This window comes from Williamsia sp. Leaf354 (assembly GCF_001424365.1).
Taxonomy (GTDB): domain Bacteria; phylum Actinomycetota; class Actinomycetes; order Mycobacteriales; family Mycobacteriaceae; genus Williamsia_A.
Window position 1 is genome coordinate 302265 of sequence record NZ_LMPL01000002.1, and the last position, 19162, is coordinate 321426.

At 69.0% G+C, this 19162-nt stretch carries 19 protein-coding genes; 7 read left to right on the forward strand and 12 right to left on the reverse strand.

The features are described from left to right. Window positions 1–67: 67 nt before the first annotated feature. Complete coding sequence (locus ASG12_RS09470) at window positions 68–1591, forward strand: acyl-CoA synthetase (RefSeq protein WP_055788562.1); 1524 nt, start codon at window positions 68–70, stop codon at window positions 1589–1591. Window positions 1592–1714: 123 nt separating this feature from the next. On the opposite strand, the gene ASG12_RS09475 is transcribed toward ASG12_RS09470, so the two are convergent. Then, a complete protein-coding gene (locus ASG12_RS09475; RefSeq protein WP_055788565.1) occupies window positions 1715–3346 on the reverse strand; it encodes an ABC-F family ATP-binding cassette domain-containing protein in 1632 nt (543 codons plus the stop codon). An 86-nt stretch (window positions 3347–3432) separates the two neighbouring features. On the opposite strand from ASG12_RS09475, the gene ASG12_RS09480 reads away from it, so the two are divergent. Both ASG12_RS09480 and ASG12_RS09485 read left to right on the forward strand, forming a co-directional pair. Next, entirely contained in the window at window positions 3433–4245 is an 813-nt protein-coding gene (locus ASG12_RS09480; RefSeq protein ID WP_082501829.1) for an SDR family oxidoreductase, read from the forward strand. Then, window positions 4238–5383 carry a lycopene cyclase family protein gene (locus ASG12_RS09485; RefSeq protein ID WP_055788567.1) on the forward strand — a complete coding sequence of 382 codons (1146 nt, stop codon included), beginning with the start codon at window positions 4238–4240 and terminating at the stop codon, window positions 5381–5383. Before ASG12_RS09480 ends, ASG12_RS09485 begins: the two co-directional genes overlap by 8 nt. Here the strand turns inward: ASG12_RS09485 and ASG12_RS09490 are convergent, their stop codons facing one another. From ASG12_RS09490 to ASG12_RS09535, 10 genes are all read right to left on the reverse strand, one after another. Further along, complete coding sequence (locus tag ASG12_RS09490) at window positions 5384–5878, reverse strand: MarR family winged helix-turn-helix transcriptional regulator (protein WP_200932759.1); 495 nt, start codon at window positions 5876–5878, stop codon at window positions 5384–5386. Further along, complete coding sequence (locus ASG12_RS09495) at window positions 5875–6603, reverse strand: SDR family oxidoreductase (RefSeq protein ID WP_055788574.1); 729 nt, start codon at window positions 6601–6603, stop codon at window positions 5875–5877. The genes ASG12_RS09490 and ASG12_RS09495 overlap by 4 nt, the downstream gene beginning before the upstream one ends. Before the next feature lie 48 nt (window positions 6604–6651). Continuing rightward, the gene (locus ASG12_RS09500) at window positions 6652–7095 is read right to left on the reverse strand and encodes a J-domain-containing protein (RefSeq protein ID WP_055789429.1); all 444 of its coding nucleotides are present in this window, start codon (window positions 7093–7095) and stop codon (window positions 6652–6654) included. A 118-nt stretch (window positions 7096–7213) separates the two neighbouring features. Continuing rightward, on the reverse strand, window positions 7214–7567 hold the full coding sequence (locus ASG12_RS09505) for a metal-sulfur cluster assembly factor (protein WP_045822708.1): 354 nt from the start codon (window positions 7565–7567) through the stop codon (window positions 7214–7216). Window position 7568: 1 nt separating this feature from the next. Then, a complete protein-coding gene (gene sufU / locus ASG12_RS09510) occupies window positions 7569–8030 on the reverse strand; it encodes a Fe-S cluster assembly sulfur transfer protein SufU (RefSeq protein ID WP_055788576.1) in 462 nt (153 codons plus the stop codon). Continuing rightward, on the reverse strand, window positions 8027–9322 hold the full coding sequence (locus tag ASG12_RS09515; RefSeq protein ID WP_055788579.1) for a SufS family cysteine desulfurase: 1296 nt from the start codon (window positions 9320–9322) through the stop codon (window positions 8027–8029). The genes sufU and ASG12_RS09515 overlap by 4 nt, the downstream gene beginning before the upstream one ends. 31 nt (window positions 9323–9353) lie before the next feature. Further along, on the reverse strand, window positions 9354–10127 hold the full coding sequence (gene sufC / locus ASG12_RS09520) for a Fe-S cluster assembly ATPase SufC (RefSeq protein WP_045822705.1): 774 nt from the start codon (window positions 10125–10127) through the stop codon (window positions 9354–9356). Between the two features lie 77 nt (window positions 10128–10204). Then, window positions 10205–11416: a Fe-S cluster assembly protein SufD gene (gene sufD, locus ASG12_RS09525; RefSeq protein WP_082501832.1), complete on the reverse strand. Its 1212-nt coding sequence runs from the start codon at window positions 11414–11416 to the stop codon at window positions 10205–10207. After that, complete coding sequence (gene sufB, locus ASG12_RS09530; RefSeq protein WP_045822704.1) at window positions 11413–12858, reverse strand: Fe-S cluster assembly protein SufB; 1446 nt, start codon at window positions 12856–12858, stop codon at window positions 11413–11415. The genes sufD and sufB overlap by 4 nt, the downstream gene beginning before the upstream one ends. After that, complete coding sequence (locus ASG12_RS09535; RefSeq protein WP_082501833.1) at window positions 12855–13697, reverse strand: helix-turn-helix transcriptional regulator; 843 nt, start codon at window positions 13695–13697, stop codon at window positions 12855–12857. The genes sufB and ASG12_RS09535 overlap by 4 nt, the downstream gene beginning before the upstream one ends. 324 nt (window positions 13698–14021) lie before the next feature. Here ASG12_RS09535 and mptB point away from each other — a divergent pair, with 324 nt between their 5' ends. The 4 genes from mptB to ASG12_RS09555 all read left to right on the forward strand — a co-directional run bounded on the left by mptB (window position 14022) and on the right by ASG12_RS09555 (window position 18732). Beyond that, window positions 14022–15767, forward strand: coding sequence for a polyprenol phosphomannose-dependent alpha 1,6 mannosyltransferase MptB (mptB, locus tag ASG12_RS09540; RefSeq protein WP_082501891.1), 1746 nt, complete (start codon window positions 14022–14024; stop codon window positions 15765–15767). Between the two features lie 112 nt (window positions 15768–15879). Next, a complete protein-coding gene (locus tag ASG12_RS09545; RefSeq protein ID WP_055789435.1) occupies window positions 15880–16821 on the forward strand; it encodes an ABC transporter ATP-binding protein in 942 nt (313 codons plus the stop codon). Then, window positions 16818–17627, forward strand: coding sequence for an ABC transporter permease (locus tag ASG12_RS09550; protein WP_055788585.1), 810 nt, complete (start codon window positions 16818–16820; stop codon window positions 17625–17627). Before ASG12_RS09545 ends, ASG12_RS09550 begins: the two co-directional genes overlap by 4 nt. Window positions 17628–17760: 133 nt before the next feature. Further along, window positions 17761–18732 (forward strand): COX15/CtaA family protein, encoded by a 972-nt coding sequence (locus ASG12_RS09555; protein WP_082501892.1) that lies wholly within the window; start codon window positions 17761–17763, stop codon window positions 18730–18732. Between the two features lie 7 nt (window positions 18733–18739). Here ASG12_RS09555 and ASG12_RS09560 read toward each other — a convergent pair whose 3' ends face one another. Continuing rightward, window positions 18740–19084, reverse strand: coding sequence for a hypothetical protein (locus ASG12_RS09560; RefSeq protein WP_235456476.1), 345 nt, complete (start codon window positions 19082–19084; stop codon window positions 18740–18742). Between the last annotated feature and the right edge of the window lie 78 nt (window positions 19085–19162).

Consider the following 19162-nt stretch of genomic DNA (forward strand, 5'->3'; position numbering starts at 1 on the left):
GCGGATCGATCGTTACCATCGGGGTCACCGAGTGATCGCTCGGTCGTCTCCGATCGGAAGGCCCTCGATGTTCCCTGGAGTGTTCGCAGCGACCACCCCTGACGCACTGGCGGCGATCATGCCGTCGACCGGACAGCAGCTGACCTACGCCGAGTTGGACGACCGGTCCACCCGGCTCGCCAACCACCTCCACGGACTCGGGTTGCGCCGCGGCGACTGCATCGCCCTGGTGTCCGACAACGACCTTCGTGTGTTCGAGGTGTACTGGGCCGCACTGCGTTCCGGGCTCTACATCACCCCGGTCAACAACCACCTCACCGCTGCGGAGACCAACTTCATCCTCGGTGACTGCGGTGCGCAGGTGCTCTTCGCATCCTCCGCGTGCGCCGACGCCGTGGCACACGCCGACGAGGTGGCCTCGATCGGTCATCGCATCGCGTGGGGCGGACTCGAGGGCTTCGAGAGCTACGACGACGTCCTCGCCGCGGCATCGTCGACCACTCCGACCGATCAGCCCCGCGGGCACGACATGCTCTACTCCTCGGGGACCACCGGCCGCCCCAAAGGTATCCGGCCGCCGCTGCCCGAAGGGCAGGTCGACGAGGTCCCCGATGTCTACACCGCGATCTTCGCCCCGATGTACGGCTTCGACGCCTCGACCGTCTACCTCTCGCCGGCTCCGCTGTATCACGCTGCGCCCCTGCGGTATTGCGGGATGACCCAGTCGGTCGGCGGCACGGTGGTGGTGATGGACCGGTTCGACGCCGAGACGGCGCTGTCACTCATCGACGAGTATCGCGTGACCCACAGCCAGTGGGTGCCCACCATGTTCGTACGCATGCTCAAACTGCCTGCCGAGGTCCGCGAGAAGTACGACGTGTCGTCGATGAAGGTCGCCATCCACGCTGCCGCGCCGTGCCCGGTGCACATCAAGCAGGCCATGATCGCGTGGTGGGGGCCGGTGATCGAGGAGTACTACTCCTCCACCGAGGCCGTCGGCGCCACCTTCATCAACAGCGAACAGGCGCTCGCGCACCCGGGTTCGGTCGGCAAGCCACTCCTCGGTGTGATCCACGTGTGTGGTGACGACGGCGCCGATCTGCCCGTCGGCGAGACCGGCACCGTGTACTTCGAGCGCGAGGCACAGGCCTTCGAGTACCACAACGACCCCGAGAAGACCCGTGCCGCACAGCATCCCGAGCACCCACTGTGGGCCACCACGGGCGACATCGGTCACATCGACGACGACGGGTTCCTCTATCTGACCGACCGCAAGGCGTTCATGATCATCTCCGGTGGGGTGAACATCTATCCGCAGGAGGCCGAGAACGTCCTCATCGGTCACCCGGCGGTGTTCGACGTCGCCGTGATCGGCGTCCCCAACGACGAGTTCGGCGAGGAGGTGAAGGCGTGCGTCCAACTCGAGGAGGGGATCGAGCCGTCCGATGCGCTCGCCGCCGAGATGATCGAGTTCACGCGGGCGTCGCTGGCGGCCTACAAGGCGCCGCGCACCATCGATTTCGTCGACGAACTCCCCCGCACGCCCACCGGGAAACTGGTCAAGCGGGAACTCACCAAGCTGTACAGGTAAGAGGTTCAGGCGAGCTCGATGAGCTCTGTGACACCGCGGAGGAGCTCATCTCCGCACAGTGTCATCAAGCGAGCTCGATGAGCTCTGTGACACCGCGGAGGAGCTCATCTCCGCACAGTGTCATCAGGCGAGCTCGATGAGCTCCTGGTACTCGTCGGACCAGTGGTCCTCGGTGCCGTCGGGCAACAGGATGACCCGCTCGGGCTCCAGGGCCGCGGCGGCACCGGGGTCGTGCGTCACCAGCACCACGGCCCCGGCGTAGGTGCGCAGGGCGTCGAGGACCTGCTCACGCGAGATCGGGTCGAGGTTGTTGGTCGGTTCGTCGAGAAGCAGCACGTTGGCGGCCGAGGAGACGAGCCCGGCCAGCGCCAGACGGGTCTTCTCACCGCCGGAGAGGGTGCCGGCGGGCTGCTCGAGCTGCGGGCCGGTGAACATGAACGCACCGAGGAGACCACGCAGGTCCTGCTCGCCGGCGTCGGGGGCGGCGTGGCGGATGTTCTCCCATACCGACGCCCGGTCGTCGAGGGTGTCGTGTTCCTGGGCGAAGTAGCCGATCTTCAGGCCGAACCCCGGTTCGAGGGACCCGGTGTCGGGCTTCTCTACGCCGGCCAGCAGCCGCAGCAGCGTGGTCTTGCCCGCACCGTTGAGGCCGAGGATGACCACGCGTGATCCCTTGTCGATGGCGAGGTCGACACCGGTGAAGATCTCCAGCGAGCCGTAGATCTTCGTCAACCCCGACGCCATCAGAGGCGTCTTGCCGCACGCGGCGGGCTCCGGGAAGCGGATCTTCGCCGTCTTGTCCGACACCCGCTCGGCGTCGAGCTCGTTCATCATCTTGTCGGCGCGCTTGAGCATGTTCTGCGCGGCGACGGCCTTGGTCGCCTTGGCGCCCATCTTCGCGGCCTGCACACGCAGCGCCCCGGCCTTCTTCTCGGCGTTGGCGCGTTCACGCTTACGGCGCTGCTCGTCGGTCGCGCGGGCGTCGAGGTACTTCTTCCACGTCATGTTGTAGACGTCGACCTCGCTGCGGACCGCATCGAGGAACCACACACGGTTGACGACATCGGCCAACAGGTCGACATCGTGGCTGATGACCACCAGGCCGCCCTCGTGGTTGTGCAGGAACTGTCGCAGCCACGCGATCGAGTCGGCGTCGAGGTGGTTGGTCGGCTCGTCGAGCAGGAGGGTGGTGTTCGACTTCCCGCCACTGCCGTCGGACGCCGCGAACAGGATGCGCGCCAACTCGATCCGTCGGCGCTGACCGCCCGACAGCGTGCGCAGCGGCTGTTCGAGCACGCGGTCGGGCAGGCTCAGGCTGTTGCAGATCCGCGCCGCCTCCGACTCGGCGACGTACCCGCCGAGCGAGGAGAACCGGTCCTCGAGCTCGCCGTACTTGCGCACCGCCCGGTCGAGGGCGTCCGGATCGGCGACCTCGGCCATCAACGCCTGCTGCTTCTCCAGATCACGCAGCAGCGTGTCGAGTCCACGAGCGGACAGCACGCGATCCTTCGCCAACATCGACAGGTCCCCCTCCTTGGGGTCCTGCGGGAGGTAACCGATCTCGCCGATGACGCTGACCGAACCCGCGTAGGGCTCGCCCTCGCCCGCGAGCACGCGCAAAGTCGTCGTCTTGCCTGCGCCGTTGCGTCCGACGAGGCCTATGCGGTCGCCGGGCTGGATGCGGATCCCCGGTCCCGGGACGCTGAGGAGCGTGCGGACGCCCGCGCGTACCTCGAGGTCGGTTGCCGTGATCACGTCGACTGACTTTACGCGGTGTTCAGCGCCTCTTTTCCCACCGTCGTCGGCGGTGGGAGCTCACGGGCTCGACTACGGTTGCCGATGTGACCGGATCAACACCTCCCACTCCTGGAAACGACGCCGCGGCCCCCTCGGGCGGACCTGCGCTCACGGGGAAATCGGCTCTGGTGACCGGCGCGAGCCGGGGTATCGGCCTGTCGATCGCGGCCGAGCTCGCCCGACGTGGGGCCGCGGTCACCATCACCGCCCGCAAGGCCGAGGCACTCCAGGCGGCGGCGGAGTCGATCCGCGCCGAGGTTCCCGGGGCCACCGTGACCGTCTCGGTCGGCAACTCCGGGTCCGCCGACGATCGCGCGGCGGCGGTGGCCGCGGCGGCGGCGCACACCGGAACGGTCGACATCCTCGTCAACAACACCGGCATCAACCCGGTCTACGGCCCACTCATGGACGCCGACCTCGACGCGGTGCGCAAGATCTTCGATGTGAACGTCGTCGCGATGCTGGGGTACATCCAGGAGTGTCACCGGGCCGGGATGGGTGACCGCGGCGGCGCGATCGTCAACATCGCGAGCACCGCGGGCCTGCGATCGACCGGGGTCATCGCGGCGTACGGCGCATCGAAGGCCGCGGTCATCCGACTCACCGAGGAACTCGCCGCCGAGCTCGGTCCCGGCATCCGGGTGAACGCGATCGCGCCGAGCGTGGTCAAGACGAAGTTCGCCGAGGCCCTCTACGCGGCCGACGAGGAGGCCGTCGCCTCCCGGTACCCACTCCGCCGGCTGGGTGTCCCGCAGGACGTGGCGTCGCTCGCGGCCTTCCTCGTCGGGGACGAGTCGAGCTGGATCACCGGCGAGACCATCCGTATCGACGGGGGCATGTTGGCCGCAGGTGGCTGACCCCCGGCTGCGCCGACACGATCTCGCGGTCGTCGGCGCCGGTCCGGCCGGCCGCGCTCTCGCCCATCGCGCCGCGCGCGCCGGTCTCGATGTCGCGCTGATCGATCGTGCACCGCACCGGCCGTGGCGGGCGACGTATTCGGCGTGGACCGATGAACTGCCCACGTGGCTCGACCCCGGTGCCGTCGAGCACGCCGTGCCGTCCATCGCGGTCCACTCCCCCGGCCGTCACCGCATCGACCGCGGCTACTCGGTGCTCTCGGAGACCTTCCTCGACACCCTCACCCTCGACGACGTCACCGTGGTCACCGGGACCGCCGGTCACCTCGCCGCCGACCGCGTCGAGCTGACCGAAGGCCCCCCGCTGACCGCGGTGGCGGTGGTCGACGCCCGGGGTGCGATGTCCACCGCGGGGCCCGCGCAGACCGCCTACGGCGTGTTCCTGCCCGCGGCCGCCGCGGCGCCGCTGCTCGACGGCGACCACGCGGTGTTGATGGACTGGCGTTCGGAGAACGGTTGGGCGGGTGAGCAACCCAGTTTTCTCTACGTCGTGCCTGTCTCGGCCGGTCGTGTCCTGGTGGAGGAGACCTGTCTGGCCGGCGACCCGGCGATCGGAGTGGGTGAACTGCGGACGCGGCTGCACCGCCGACTGGCCCGGTCCGGGGTCGACGTCGGCGAGTACGAGAGCGACGACGCGATCGAGCGCGTGCATTTCGCGCTCACCGCCGGTGGTGCGCGGCCCTGGGAACACCGACCCACCACGCATGGTGCGGCGGGTGGACTGATGCACCCCGCGACGGGCTACAGCGTCGCGACGTCACTGCGATGGACCGACACCGTCGTCGAGGCACTGGTGGGCGGCCACGACGTGGGCGAGGCGCTGTGGCCCGCCGGTGCACGGGGCGTGCACACACTGCGACGCAGGGGGCTGAACTCGGTGCTGCAGCTCGACGGGCCCTCGACGGTCGCGTTCTTCGACGCGTTCTTCGCGATGCCCCGCGAGCGGCAGCGTGCCTACCTCAGCGGCCGAGACGACCTGTCCGGCGTGATGGCGGCGATGATGACGATGGCGTGGTTCGCCCGACCGCGACTGGGTCTGCGCGTCGCGCGGGGAGCCACCGCCCTGCCACGGTGGTGACTAGTCGTCGTCTGTCGGATCGTCAGCGGTCGGATGGTCGGTGGTGGCCTGGTGGGTGATCGCGCCGGCGGTGTCCTCGGCGAGGAGTCGGCTGAGGAGTTCGGTCAGGTGGTCGAGCTCGTCGCCGGACAGCGCGGTCATCGATGCCGGTGGCCGTGCCAGCACCGCGTCGGCCATGTCCACGGCCGCCCGGCCGGCGTCGGTGAGCGTGACGAGCTTGCGTCGTCTGTCGTCGGGGTGCGGACGTCGTTCGACCAGGCCGTGGCGTTCCAGCTTGTCGACGATCAGAGTCGTGTACGGGGCGTCGACGTTGTTCGCCTCCGCGAGTTCGCGCAGCGTCATCGGGTGCTCACGCAGCCCGAACAGCACCTTGCCGCGGCCGCCTCCGAGTCGGAAGCCGAGGGTGTCGGCGAGCTCGGCGCGACGGTTCTCGGCCTCGACGTAGCGATACATCAACGCCCACGCATCGCGGCCGTGATCGGAGTCGCCGGTCACCACGGCACGGTCCGGCCGAGGTAGTCCACGTACCGCAGTTCGGTGGAGCCGGACAGGGAATCGAGGGTCTTCACCACGTTCGGGATGCTCTCGTCGATGGTCAGTCGCGCGGCACTGCCGCCGAGGTCGGTCCGCACCCAACCGGGTGCCATCAGGACCAGCGATCGCTGTTCGCCCGCATGGCGTGCCGCGTAGCTACGCATGTAGGTGTTGAGTGCGGCTTTGCTGCCTCGATACATCTCGTGTCCGCCGGTGACGTTGTTGGCGACACTGCCCTGCCCGGACGACATGACGCCGATGGTGCCGTCGGGCTCCACCAGATCGGCCAGGGTCTCGACGACCCGCAGGGGGCTCAGGGCGTTGGTGATCATCACGCGCGCGAACTCCTCGTCGGTCGTCTCGGCGACCGTGCCCTCGGGCGAGTTCGTGACGCCCGCGTTGACGAAGACCAGGTCGAAGGTGCGACCCGACAGACGCCCGTGCAGCGCGGCGATCTGCTCGGGCTCGGTGATGTCGACGGTCTCGATCTCGATCGACCGGTCGTCGCGATCGGCCAGGTCGTGCAGCGGTGTGCGGCCGGTCCCGCGCACGGTGGCCACGACCTCCCGTCCGAGACGCGACCATTCGTCGGCGAGGGCGAGACCCAGGCCGCGGGAGGCGCCGATCAACAGGATGCGGTCGAGTGCGCGGCCGTCTCCGCGCGCGGACTGATTCGTTGTAGTCATAACAATCATTGTTACCACTACAACTACTTGACCGCCACCGATGGAGCGTCACCCATGCCTGTGGCGCAGTAGTTCTCGCCAACGCTCGACCATGTCCTCGACGTCGATGGTGGACACGACGATGCGTGAGGCCGGTCCGAGCGACGGCGCCAGCCGTTCCCGCTTCACCCGACGATTGAAATCGACGAGGATGCGGCGCACGGCCTCCTCGTCGCGGATGTCGCGCAACGACTCCGGGTACTCCTGGCGTTCGCGCCGCAACTGCAACGCGGCCGGCAGCAGCGTCGTCGAGTCGAGGTCCTCGTCGCGGATCTTCTGCTTGGCCCACCAGTCGGGGTCGTCGAGACCGCGCAGATCGAGGGGCTTCCCCAGTCCGGGTAGGTCGTCGAAATCGCCCCGCTCGTGGGCCTCCCGGATCAACCGGTCGACACGTGATTCCGGGACCGACGGCTGCTGCCACCGTCGACGTCGACGCGCGCGCCTCTCGTCCAGACCCCGGGGTGCGTCCCAGGGCGTGTCCGAGTCCGACACCGCAGGCGAATCCGGCGTCGCGTGAGAAGGGTCGGGCCGCTCGGGACCGGTGTGAGGATCCACCGCCGATCGAGCAGGGTCAGACGGTGAAGCCCAGGGCCCGGAGCTGTTCGCGACCGTCGTCGGTGATCTTGTCGGGTCCCCACGGCGGCAGCCAGACCCAGTTGATCTCCAACTCGGTGCACAGTCCGCTGCTGACCACGGCGGCACGCGACTGGTCCTCGATCACGTCGGTCAGCGGGCACGCCGCCGAGGTGAGGGTCATGTCGATCTTGGCCTTCGCGTCGGAATCGACGTCGATGCCGTAGACCAGGCCGAGATCGACGACGTTGATGCCGAGTTCGGGGTCGACCACGTCGCGCATGGCCTCCTCGACGTCATCGATGGACGGCAGCGAGGTGGTCACCTCGGCGGGGGTCTGTGTGTCACTCATGTCAGTTCCTTTCTGCGGACTGCCGTGCCAGCGTTTGTGCGAGAGCGTCCTTGAACGACAGCCAACCGAGCAGCGCGCACTTCACGCGCGCCGGGTACTTGCTCACACCGGCGAAGGCGATGCCGTCGCCGATCACGTCCTCGTCGCCGTCGGACTTGCCGCGCGAGGTCATCATGTCGTTGAACGCCGCGACGGTGTCGAGCGCCTCGTCGACGCTCATGCCGACCACCTGGTCGTAGAGCACCGACGTCGCGGCCTGCGAGATCGAACATCCCTGGCCGTCATAGGAGATGTCGGTGACCGTGGTGGAGTCGTCGGACAGGGTGACCCGCAGCGTGATCTCGTCGCCGCACGTCGGGTTGACGTGGTGCACCTCGGTGCCGAACGGTTCCCGCAGGCCGCGGCCGTGCGGGTGCTTGTAGTGGTCCAGGATCACCTCCTGGTACATCTGTTCCATTCTCATGCGGACGCCTCCACCCCGAAGAAACGCTGGGCGGTCACGATCGCTTCCGCGAGCGCGTCGACCTCGGCGAGAGTGTTGTAGGCCGCGAACGACGCCCGCGCCGTCGCCGCCACACCGAACCGCTTGTGCAGTGGCCATGCGCAATGGTGGCCGACCCGGATCGCAACGCCCTCGTCGTCGAGCACCTGACCGAGATCATGGGCATGGATGCCGTCGACGACGAACGCCACCGCTCCCCCGCGCTCGTGGGTCGAGGTCGGACCGATGACGCGGACGCCGTCGAGCGACGCGAACCGGTCGAGGGTGTGCTCGACGAGCAGGTGTTCGTGTGCGGCGATCGCACCCATGCCGATCGCCTGCAGGTAGCGCACGGCGGCGCCGAGCCCGACCACCTGCGAGGTCATGGGCACGCCGGCCTCGAACCGCTGCGGCGGGGCGGCGTAGGTCGACACCTCCATCGACACGGTCTCGATCATCGAGCCGCCGGTGATGAACGGCGGGAGCTGGTCCAGCAGAGACGCCTTGCCGTAGAGCACACCGACCCCGGAGGGTCCGAACATCTTGTGTCCGGAGAAGGCGGCGAAGTCGACATCGGAGGCGGCGAAATCGACCTCCATGTGCGGCACCGACTGGCAAGCGTCGAGCACGACGAGCGCACCGACGGCACGAGCCAGTCGGACCATCTCGGCGACGTCGGCGACGGCGCCGGTCACGTTCGACTGGTGGGTGAACGCCAGCACCTTCACCGTGTCGTCGAGTTCGAGCGAGTCGAGATCGATGCGGCCCTCATCGCTGACGCCGTACCACCGCAGGGTCGCCCCGGTGCGTCGACACAGTTCCTGCCACGGGACGAGGTTCGCGTGGTGTTCGAGCTCGGTGACCACGATCGTGTCGCCGGGTCCGAGCGGCTTGCCGCCGAAGATCCCGGCCGACCGGTCGTCGCCGAGGGTGTGGGCGACGAGATTGATCGACTCGGTCGCGTTCTTGGTGAACACGATCTCGTCGACCCCGACACCGACGAACTCGGCGATGATCGCCCGGGCGTCCTCGTAGGCGTCGGTGGCCTCCTCGGCCAACTGGTGAGCGCCACGGTGTACCGCGGCATTACAGGTCACCAGGAAGTCGCGTTCGGCGTCGAGGACCTGCACCGGCCGCTGCGACGTCGCCCCGGAGTCGAGGTAGACCAACGGCTTGGAGTCGCGGACCGTCCGTCCGAGGATCGGGAAGTCCGCGCGCAGAGCATCCACGTCGAGCGGGGCGGTGCGGGTGTCGGTCGAGACCGTGCTCGTCACGTCGGTGACCTCCGTCGGGGTTCGCGGTGGATCAGGCCTGCGCGGGTGCGGAGGTGAACTTCTCGTAGCCGTTCTCCTCGAGCGCATCGGCCAGCTCGGGTCCGCCGGATTCGACGACCTTGCCGGCGACGAACACGTGCACGAAGTCGGGCTTGATGTAGCGCAGGATGCGCGTGTAGTGCGTGATGAGCAGCACCCCGCCGTTCTCGCGCTCCCGGTAGCTGTTGACGCCGGCCGACACCACGCGCAGCGCATCGACGTCGAGGCCGGAATCGGTCTCGTCGAGGATCGCGATCTTCGGCTTCAGCATGCCCAGCTGCAGGATCTCGTGGCGCTTCTTCTCGCCGCCGGAGAAACCCTCGTTCACCGATCGCTCGATGAACGACGGATCGATCTCGAGCTCGCTCAGCGACTCCTTGACCTCTTTGACCCAGTGCCGCAGCTTCGGCGCCTCGCCACGGACCGCGGTCGCCGCGGTGCGCAGGAAGTTCGACATCGACACCCCGGGCACCTCGACCGGGTACTGCATCGCGAGGAACAGTCCCGCGCGGGCGCGCTCGTCGACCGTCATGGCGAGGACGTCCTCACCGTCGAGGGTGATCGACCCCTGGGTCACCTCGTACTTGGGGTGGCCGGCGATGGCGTACGACAGCGTCGACTTGCCCGACCCGTTGGGGCCCATGATCGCGTGGGTCTCGCCCGACGAGATGGTGAGATCGACACCCTTGAGGATGTGGATGGATTCGGCGTCGGAGTCGCTGGATGCGACATCGACGTGCAGGTCACGGATTTCGAGTGTTGCCACGGTTATTCAGGTTCCTCTGGGGTGATGTGGTGATGAGTCGTTGTGCGCGTGGGGCGCGACGTCGGGCCCGGTACCGGTCAGGCGCCGGCGATCTGCAGCTCGGCCTCGACGGCGTTCTCGAGCCGTTCGCGGATCTCGGGTACGCCGATCTTCGCGATGACCTCGCCGAAGAAGCCGCGCACCACGAGACGGCGGGCCTGGTCCTCGGGGATGCCGCGCGCCTGCAGATAGAACAGCTGCTCGTCGTCGAAGCGCCCGGTGGCGCTCGCGTGTCCCGCGCCGACGATCTCGCCGGTCTCGATCTCCAGGTTGGGCACCGAATCGGCGCGCGCGCCGTCGGTGAGCAGCAGGTTGCGGTTGACCTCGAAGGTCTCGGTGCCCTCGGCCGCGGCCCGGATCAACACGTCGCCGATCCACACCGTGTGCGCCTCACGCGCCCTGTCGGTGGAGTCCCCTTGCAGCGCACCCTTGTACACGACGTGGGACTTGCAATGCGGCTGCGAGTGATCGACCAGCAGACGCTGTTCGAGGTGCTGCCCGGCGTCGGCGAAGTACAGACCCCACATCTCGGCGTTGCCGCCGGGACCGTCGTAGTGCACCAGCGGGGACAGCCGGACGAGGTCGCCGCCGAGGCTGATCGCGAAGTGACGGATCGTCGCGTCGCGGCCCAGGCGTACATGGTGCGCGGCGACGTGCACGGTGTCGTCGGCCCAGTCGTGGAGGTTCACGACGGTCAGGTGCGCACCGTCGGCGACCACGAACTCGATGTTCTCGGCGTAGGTGCCGCTGCCGTTCTGGTCGATGACGACCACGGCGCGGGCGAACCGCTCCAGCCGGACCTGCACGTGTCCGTAGGCGACCTCGTCGACACCGGGTCCGGTGATGGTCACCGTGACCGGGTCGTCGAGTTCGGTGTCCTTCGCGACCGTGATGACGGTCGCGGTGTCGAACGACGAGTAGGCCTGGGCGGCGATGCGATCGAACGGGACACCGCCCTGACCGAGCCGGTCGTCGGTGCGGTCCACGGTGTCGACACTCACCCCGTCGGCGACGCCGTCGACGGTGATGGTGGCCGAGCCGGTCGCGACCGCCGCGCCCGTGTGCAGGCCGCGCAGGCGGCGGAACGGGGTGAACCGCCACGCCTCGTCTCGCGAACCGGGCACCTCGAACGCGTCGACGTCGAACGACGTGAACAGCTCGCCCTTGTTGGTGACGGGGTGTGCGACGCCCGTCGGGTTCTCACCACGGACGGCGTCGACGACACCGCCGGGGGTCTGTGCCTGACTCAACCGACAGATCCTTCCATCTGGAGTTCGATGAGCCGGTTGAGCTCGAGCGCGTACTCCATGGGGAGTTCCTTCGCGATCGGCTCCACGAACCCGCGGACCACCATCGCCATGGCCTCGTCCTCGGTCATGCCGCGGCTCATCAGGTAGAACAACTGGTCGTCGCTGACCTTCGAGACGGTCGCCTCGTGTCCCATCGTCACGTCGTCCTCGCGGATGTCGACGTACGGGTAGGTGTCGCTGCGGCTGATCGTGTCGACGAGCAGGGCGTCGCACTTCACCGTCGACCGGCTCCCGTGCGCGCCCTTGTTCACCTGCACCAGACCGCGGTACGACGCACGACCGCCGCCACGGGCGACCGACTTCGACACGATGTTGCTCGAGGTGTTCGGCGCGAGGTGCACCATCTTCGAACCGGTGTCCTGGTGCTGGCCGGGACCGGCGAACGCCACCGACAGGACCTCGCCCTTGGCGTACTCACCGGTCATCCACACCGCCGGGTACTTCATGGTGACCTTGGAGCCGATGTTGCCGTCGACCCACTCCATGGTCGCGCCGGCCTCGGCCTTCGCGCGCTTGGTCACCAGGTTGTAGACGTTGTTCGACCAGTTCTGGATGGTCGTGTAGCGGCAGCGGCCGCCCTTCTTGACGATGATCTCGACGACCGCGGAGTGCAGCGAGTCGGTCTTGTAGATCGGCGCGGTACAACCCTCGACGTAGTGGACGTAGGCGTCCTCGTCGACGATGATCAGCGTCCGCTCGAACTGACCCATGTTCTCGGTGTTGATGCGGAAGTACGCCTGCAGCGGGATGTCGACATGGACGCCCTTGGGCACGTAGATGAACGAGCCACCCGACCACACGGCGGTGTTCAGCGCGGAGAACTTGTTGTCGCCGGCGGGGATCACCGAGCCGAAGTACTCACGGAAGATCTCCGGGTGCTCCTTGAGCGCGGTGTCGGTGTCGAGGAAGATCACGCCCTGCTGCTCGAGATCCTCGCGGATCGAGTGGTAGACGACCTCGGACTCGTACTGCGCGGCGACACCGGAGACCAGACGCTGCTTCTCCGCCTCGGGGATGCCGAGCTTGTCGTAGGTGTTCTTGATGTCGGCGGGCAGGTCGTCCCAGGTGGCTGCCTGCTTCTCGCTGGAGCGCACGAAGTACTTGATGTTGTCGAAGTCGATGCCGTCGAGGTCGCTGCCCCAGTTCGGCATCGGCTTGCGCTCGAAGGTCTGCAGCGCCTTGAGACGGGCGGCGAGCATCCACTCGGGCTCACTCTTCTTCGACGAGATGTCGGTGACGACCGCGGGGTTGATGCCGCGCTGCGCGCTGGCACCGGCCACATCGGAGTCCGACCAGCCGTACCCGTAGGTACCGAGCGAGTCGATCGTCTCTTCCTGCGTCAGAGCCGGGGCGACCGGCGTGCGGGGATCGGTGACTGTCATCGAGAGTCCTCTCGGTTGATGCCGGTGGCCGACGCGAGCTGTGCGTCGGTCTGCGGCAGGCTGTCGATCCGGTGGGCGGTGTTCGCCGCCAGCGGGACGTGGGTGGTGCACGCGCAGTCGCCGTTGGCGATGGTCGCCAGGCGCTGGACGTGGGTTCCGAGCAGCTGCGTGAAGCGGGCGGTCTCCGCCTCGCAGAGCTCGGGGAACTCGGCGGCGACGTGCGCCACCGGGCAGTGGTGCTGACAGATCTGCACACCCGCACCGACACGCCGCGTGTTCGCCGAGAAGCCCGCCTCGGTCAGCGCCGAGGCTATCCGCTCGGCGGTCTCGACCACCGCGTCGGGATCGGGTGTGTCGGTCGCGGCGCCCGCGGCGGTCTCGACACCGGCGAGGACGGCGTCGATCCGGTCGTCGGCGAACTCGCGGACCGCGGCGTCGCCGCCGAGATCACGGAGACGGCGCATCGCGGCGCCGGCGAGGTCGTCATAGGAGTGGTGCAGCTTGCCGCGACCGTGCGCGGTCAGTTGGAACTGTTTGGCCGGACGGCCCCGTCCGCGGGTGACGTGACGACCCGAGCCGGTGGTCGCCCGGACCTCGCCCGCTGCGATCAGCGCGTCGAGATGGCGTCGGACCCCGGCCGCACTCATGCCCAGCTCGTCACCGATCTCGCCTGCCGTCGCCGGACCGCGTTCCACCAGCAGCGACACGACCGCGGTCCGGGTCTGTCCGTCGGAACTGACCGAGACCGGACCACCGTCGCGCACGACGCCCACCGGCGAGGAGGCAGACGTGTGCCCCTCGTCGTCGCGTGCGGGGACAGCGGTCCCGGTGGTTTTCACAACACAAGTGTCACCTAATTGCCGACGGCACGCCAGCAAGGGTTACCTTGCCTGCCGCGGGCACGACCGGCCAGACCCCCCACCTGCGCCGAACGCCGCAGCACGCGCGGTTTCGGAGCGCGTCGAGAAAGCCCGATAGAGTCTGGACTTGTGCCCGATCCCACACCGCAGTCGCCGCCCGACGGCACCGCTGCGCCCCCTCGGGAGCGTCTCGCCGAGACCGCGGTCGAGCGCTTCCGCACGGTCACGGGATACCTCGGGCTGCGCCGGCCCGCGAAGGCGACGAAACCCGATCGCGACACCACCGGCGACTACGGCGTCACCATGGCCCGCCTGCACGGCTCCGAGCCCGAGGTGGGTGGCCTCGACCCCGTCGAGAGTCGCACCCTTCTCCGCATCCGACTGTTCGGCGCCGTCGGATCCATCCTGATCCTCGTCGGATCGTTGGGCACCGGCGCCCTGCCCGTCCTCCAGAACCCCATCGCCGGGATGCGACTGCTGTCGCTGCCGTCGCGGATGTGGACCACCGCGCTGACCCTGTCCATCGGCGGCACCATCGTGCTCGTGCTCGCCTGGCTGATGCTGGGCCGGTTCGCCGTCGGTCGGCTCACCGTCGAGGTCGTCGGGGGCACCGCCCCGCAACGCCGCATGACCCGTCGACAGGCCGACCGCACCCTGCTGGTCTGGATCGCCCCGATCGTGCTCGCGCCGCCGATGCTCAGCAAGGACATCTACTCCTACCTCGCCCAGAGCGCGATCGCCTACCGCGGCATGGACCCCTACGTGGTGAGTCCCGTCCGCGGGCTGGGGGTGGGCGACGTGCTCACGCGGTCGGTGCCGAACCTGTGGCGCGACACCCCGGCGCCCTACGGACCGTTGTTCCTCTGGCTGGGCAAGGGCATCACCGGCATCGTCGGCGACAACCTGTCGGCGGCCATCCTCGGACACCGCATCATCGCCCTGGCCGGTGTCGCGCTGATCGTGTGGGCGCTCCCCCGTCTCGCGCGGCGCTGCGGGGTGTCGCCGGTCGCCGCCCTGTGGCTGGGCGCCATGAACCCGCTGCTGATCCTGCATCTCGTCGGCGGCATCCACAACGAGGCCCTGATGCTCGGCCTCATGCTCGCGGGCATCGAACTGTGCTTCCGCGCGATCGACAGCCCACACCGCCTCCGCCGCGCCGGGACGTGGTTGCCGTCGGCCACCGGATGGCTGCTCATCGCCGGTTCGGCGACCATGGCCGCCTCGTCGATGGTGAAGATCTCCTCGATGCTCGCGTTCGGTTTCGTCGGCATCGCCCTCGCCCGTCGCTGGGGTGCGACGCTGCCCGCGCTGCGTCATGCGCCGCGAGCCGAATGGTGGCAACGATCGCGCCGGTCCTTCTGGGCGCTGGCCGCCTCCGCAGGCGTCCTCGCATCGATCCTCGCCGCCGTCGTCGTGTCTATCTGCCTGGGCACCGGCCTCGGTTTCGGCTGGACCTCCACTCTGAGCACCGGCGACGTGGTGCGCTCGTGGATGTCGATGCCCACGCTGCTGTCGGTGACCGGTGGCCGCGTCGGGGTCCTCGTCGGTCTCGGTGACCACACCCAGGCGATGCTCGACGTCGCGCGGCCGGTCGGTCAGCTGATCGCCGGATTGTTCATCGTGCGCTGGCTCCTCGCCGCACTCGCCGGCCGACTCCACCCCCTCGGCGCCCTGGGTATCGCCATGGCGACGTTCGTGCTGTTCTTCCCGTTCGTGCAGGCCTGGTACCTGCTGTGGGCGATCATCCCGCTTGCGGCGTGGGCCACCGGCCGCTGGTTCCGGATCGCGGCCATCGCGGTGTCGGCCATCATCGCGGTCGTGGTGCTCCCGACCGGCGCGGGGACGCGCGGCTTCCAACTCGCCGAGGCGATCATCGCGTCGGTGTTGCTGACCGCGGTGCTCACGGCGCTGTTCTTCGAGAAGATGCCGTGGCAGCGACGACGGCGCGACGAGCGACCGACCCCACCGAAGGTCGGCCCCCCGGCCCCGGACGACACCGGGAACGACACCGCCCGCGCCTCGACGCCCGCCGCCGAGCGCGTCTCCTGAGCCGGACCGCGCGACCACCGTCGAGAGTCCGTTTGGCGGCCGCGGGTCGCCGACGAATAGTGTTGGCCCTGTGAAGAGTCCGCCGAACCCCCCGCTCGCCCCCTCGTCGGGGGTGTCCGGGATCACCACCGGCGACGCGCCGGCTCTGCAGGTCCGAGGGCTGGTCAAGCGCTACGGCGACGTCACCGCGGTGAACGGGCTCGACCTCGAACTCCACCGCGGGCAGGTTCTCGCCCTGCTGGGTCCCAACGGTGCGGGCAAGACCACCACCGTCGAGATCTGCGAGGGGTTCGGCGTCGCCGACTCCGGTGAGGTGCGTGTCCTCGGCCTCGACCCGGTCGCCGACAACGACCGCCTGCGCACGCGGATCGGCGTCATGCTGCAGGGTGGCGGCGCGTACCCCGGTGCCCGGGCGGGCGAGATGTTGAGGCTCTGTGCGGCCTACTCGGCCAACCCGATCGACCCGGACTGGTTGATGCGCACGCTCGGTCTCGTCGACGCCCAGCGCACGCCGTATCGCCGCCTGTCGGGCGGTCAGCAGCAGCGGTTGGCCCTGGCGTGCGCGCTGGTCGGCCGCCCCGAGCTCGTCTTCCTCGACGAGCCGACCGCAGGCCTCGACGCCGCGGCACGAATCCTGGTGTGGGAGTTGATCGATCGTCTCCGCAAGGACGGCGTCTCGGTTCTGCTCACCACGCATCTCATGGACGAGGCCGAACAGCTCGCCGACGACCTCGTGATCATCGACCGGGGTGAGATCGTCGCGCACGGCACCCCCGAGGAGGTCACCAGCCGGGGCGCGGAGAACGAACTGCGGTTCCGGGCGCCGCGCGGCCTCGATCTCACGCTGCTCGAGTCGATCCTGGCCGAGGGATACGTCTGCAGCGAGGTCAACCCGGGCACCTACCTCGTCGCCGGCGCCGTGACCCCGCAGGTCCTCGCCGCGGTCACCGCGTGGTGTGCGCGGATCAACGTGCTCGCCACCGACCTGCGTGTCGAGACCCGCAGCCTCGAGGACGTCTTCCTCGACCTCACCGGACGGGAATTGCGCGGATGACCCGCACAGACGGCACCACGGGCCGCAGCACCACCTCGGGTCGATTCGAGCCCGGCCAGTTCAGCCCCGATCCCCGACCCGCGCCGATCGCGCGGATGGTCGCCGCGCAGTCGCGGATCGAGCTGATCCTGCTGCTGCGCAACGGCGAGCAGCTCCTGCTGACCCTGTTCATCCCGGTCACCCTGCTGATCGGGTTGTGTCTGCTGCCCATCGGGACCTTCGCCGAGAGCCGCGCCGACCGCTTCGTGCCCGCCATCATGACGGTGGCGGTGATGTCGACCGCGTTCACCGGACAGGCCATCGCCGTCGGGTTCGACCGCCGTTACGGCGCCCTGAAACGCCTGGGCGCGACACCCCTGCCGCGGTGGGGCGTCATCGTCGGCAAGTCGATCGCCGTCGCGATCGTGGTGGTGCTGCAGGCCGTCGTCCTGGGGATCATCGGATTCGCGTTCGGGTGGGACGTCAGCGCCACCGGGCTCCTGCTCGGCGCCGTCGCCATCGCGATCGGCACCATGACCTTCTCGGCGCTGGGCCTGCTGCTGGGCGGCACCCTGCGCGCCGAGATCGTGCTCGCCCTGGCCAACGTCGTCTGGTTCGTGTTCATCGGCGTCGGCAGTCTCGTGGTCGTCGGCGACGGGGTCCCCGAGGCCGTGCGATGGATCGCCCGTGCCATCCCGTCCGGGGCGTTGAGCGAGGCCCTGCACCAGGCCACCGAGCACTCCATCGACTACGTCGGACTCGGCGTGCTCATCGCCTGGGGCGTCGTCGCCGGAATCGCCGCCGTCCGCTGGTTCCGCTTCATCTGACGCGGCGGCGCACCCGGGCCGCGGGCCGGGGTGGCCGAGACGACAGCCGCAGGATTGCCGTTCCGACCGGCCCCTTCTATACGATCGGGTCGTGCTCTATCGCGGTTTCGTCCGGCTGGTCGACCTCCTCCCCATGCCCTCTCGGCGTGCGCAGATCGGGGTCGCCATCGCGGTCCTCATCACCCAGGCGGGCATCGCCGTCACCGGTTCGGTGGTGCGTGTCACCGCCTCCGGTCTCGGCTGTCCCACCTGGCCCCAGTGCTTCCCGGGCAGCTTCACACCGGCGCCGCACACCAACGTCGCCGGGTTCCACCAGGCGGTCGAGTTCGGCAACCGGCTGCTCACCTTCGCGGTGGTGGCGACCGCCGCACTGATCGTCATCGCCGTGACCCGCGCACGGCGTCGGCGCGAGGTGAAGGTCTACGCCTGGCTGATGCCGCTCTCCACGGTCGCGCAGGCGGTCATCGGAGGCCTCACCGTCCTCACCGGGCTGCTGTGGTGGACGGTCGCGATCCACCTGCTGGTCTCCATGGCGATGGTGTGGCTGTCGGTCCTGCTCCTCGAGAAGGTGCGCGAACCCGACGACACCGAGGCGATCGCCGTCGTCCCCCAACCGCTTCGTGCGCTGACCGTGCTCAGCGCGGCCGTCCTGGGTCTGCTGCTCGTCGCCGGCACGATGGTGACCGGTGCCGGTCCCCACGCCGGCGATGCGAGCATCGAGAAACCGGTACCGCGCCTGGAGATCGCGATCACCTCACTCGTCCACTTCCACGCCGAGGTGATGGTCGCCTATCTCGCGCTCATCGTCGCCCTGGGGTTCGGACTGGCCGCCGTGGGCGCGCCGGCACGGGTCCGCAACCGTCTCTACGTCGTGGTCGCGCTCATCGTGGTGCAGGCCGGCATCGGGTTCACCCAGTACGTCACCGGCATCCCCGAGGCACTCGTGGTCGCCCACGTGGCCGGGGCCGGAGCGTGTGTCGCGGCCACCGCCGCCCTGTGGGTGTCGATGCGCCCGCGTCTACGGGTCGAGGAGGTCGCCGCGACGAGCGGGGCGGACCGAACGCGACTCGAGCGGACCGGACTGGGCGAGGTCGTCGAGAACTGAGCCGAGCTCAGGTCCGCGCGACCCAGCCCGCCATCTTGGCGTGGTGCCCGTCGCGCGGATTGGCCACCGAGCTCAATTCCCGATCCCACTCCGAGATCTCGAGTCCGTCGACGCGTTCGACGAGTGCGTTCGCGGTGGCGACGTCGTCGACCACCTGATCGCCCATCACACCGTTGTCGCCCACGAGCAGCACCCGCACACCGTCGGCGCCGACCGGCTCCACGACCGCCTTCGCGCTGCCACCGTTGCGCCGGACGAACCGGGTGACCGCGGCCAGCGTGCCGCGCGCGATGCGCACCTCGCCGCCTGCCTGCTCGGTGGTGGTCGTCTCGTCCGTCTTCTGATCCGCCATGTCGAAGAGCATATCCGCACCCCGGACCCGTGTTCCGCGGCGACGCGGCCCTCGCTGTCGTGCACGGTGGTGGCCGGG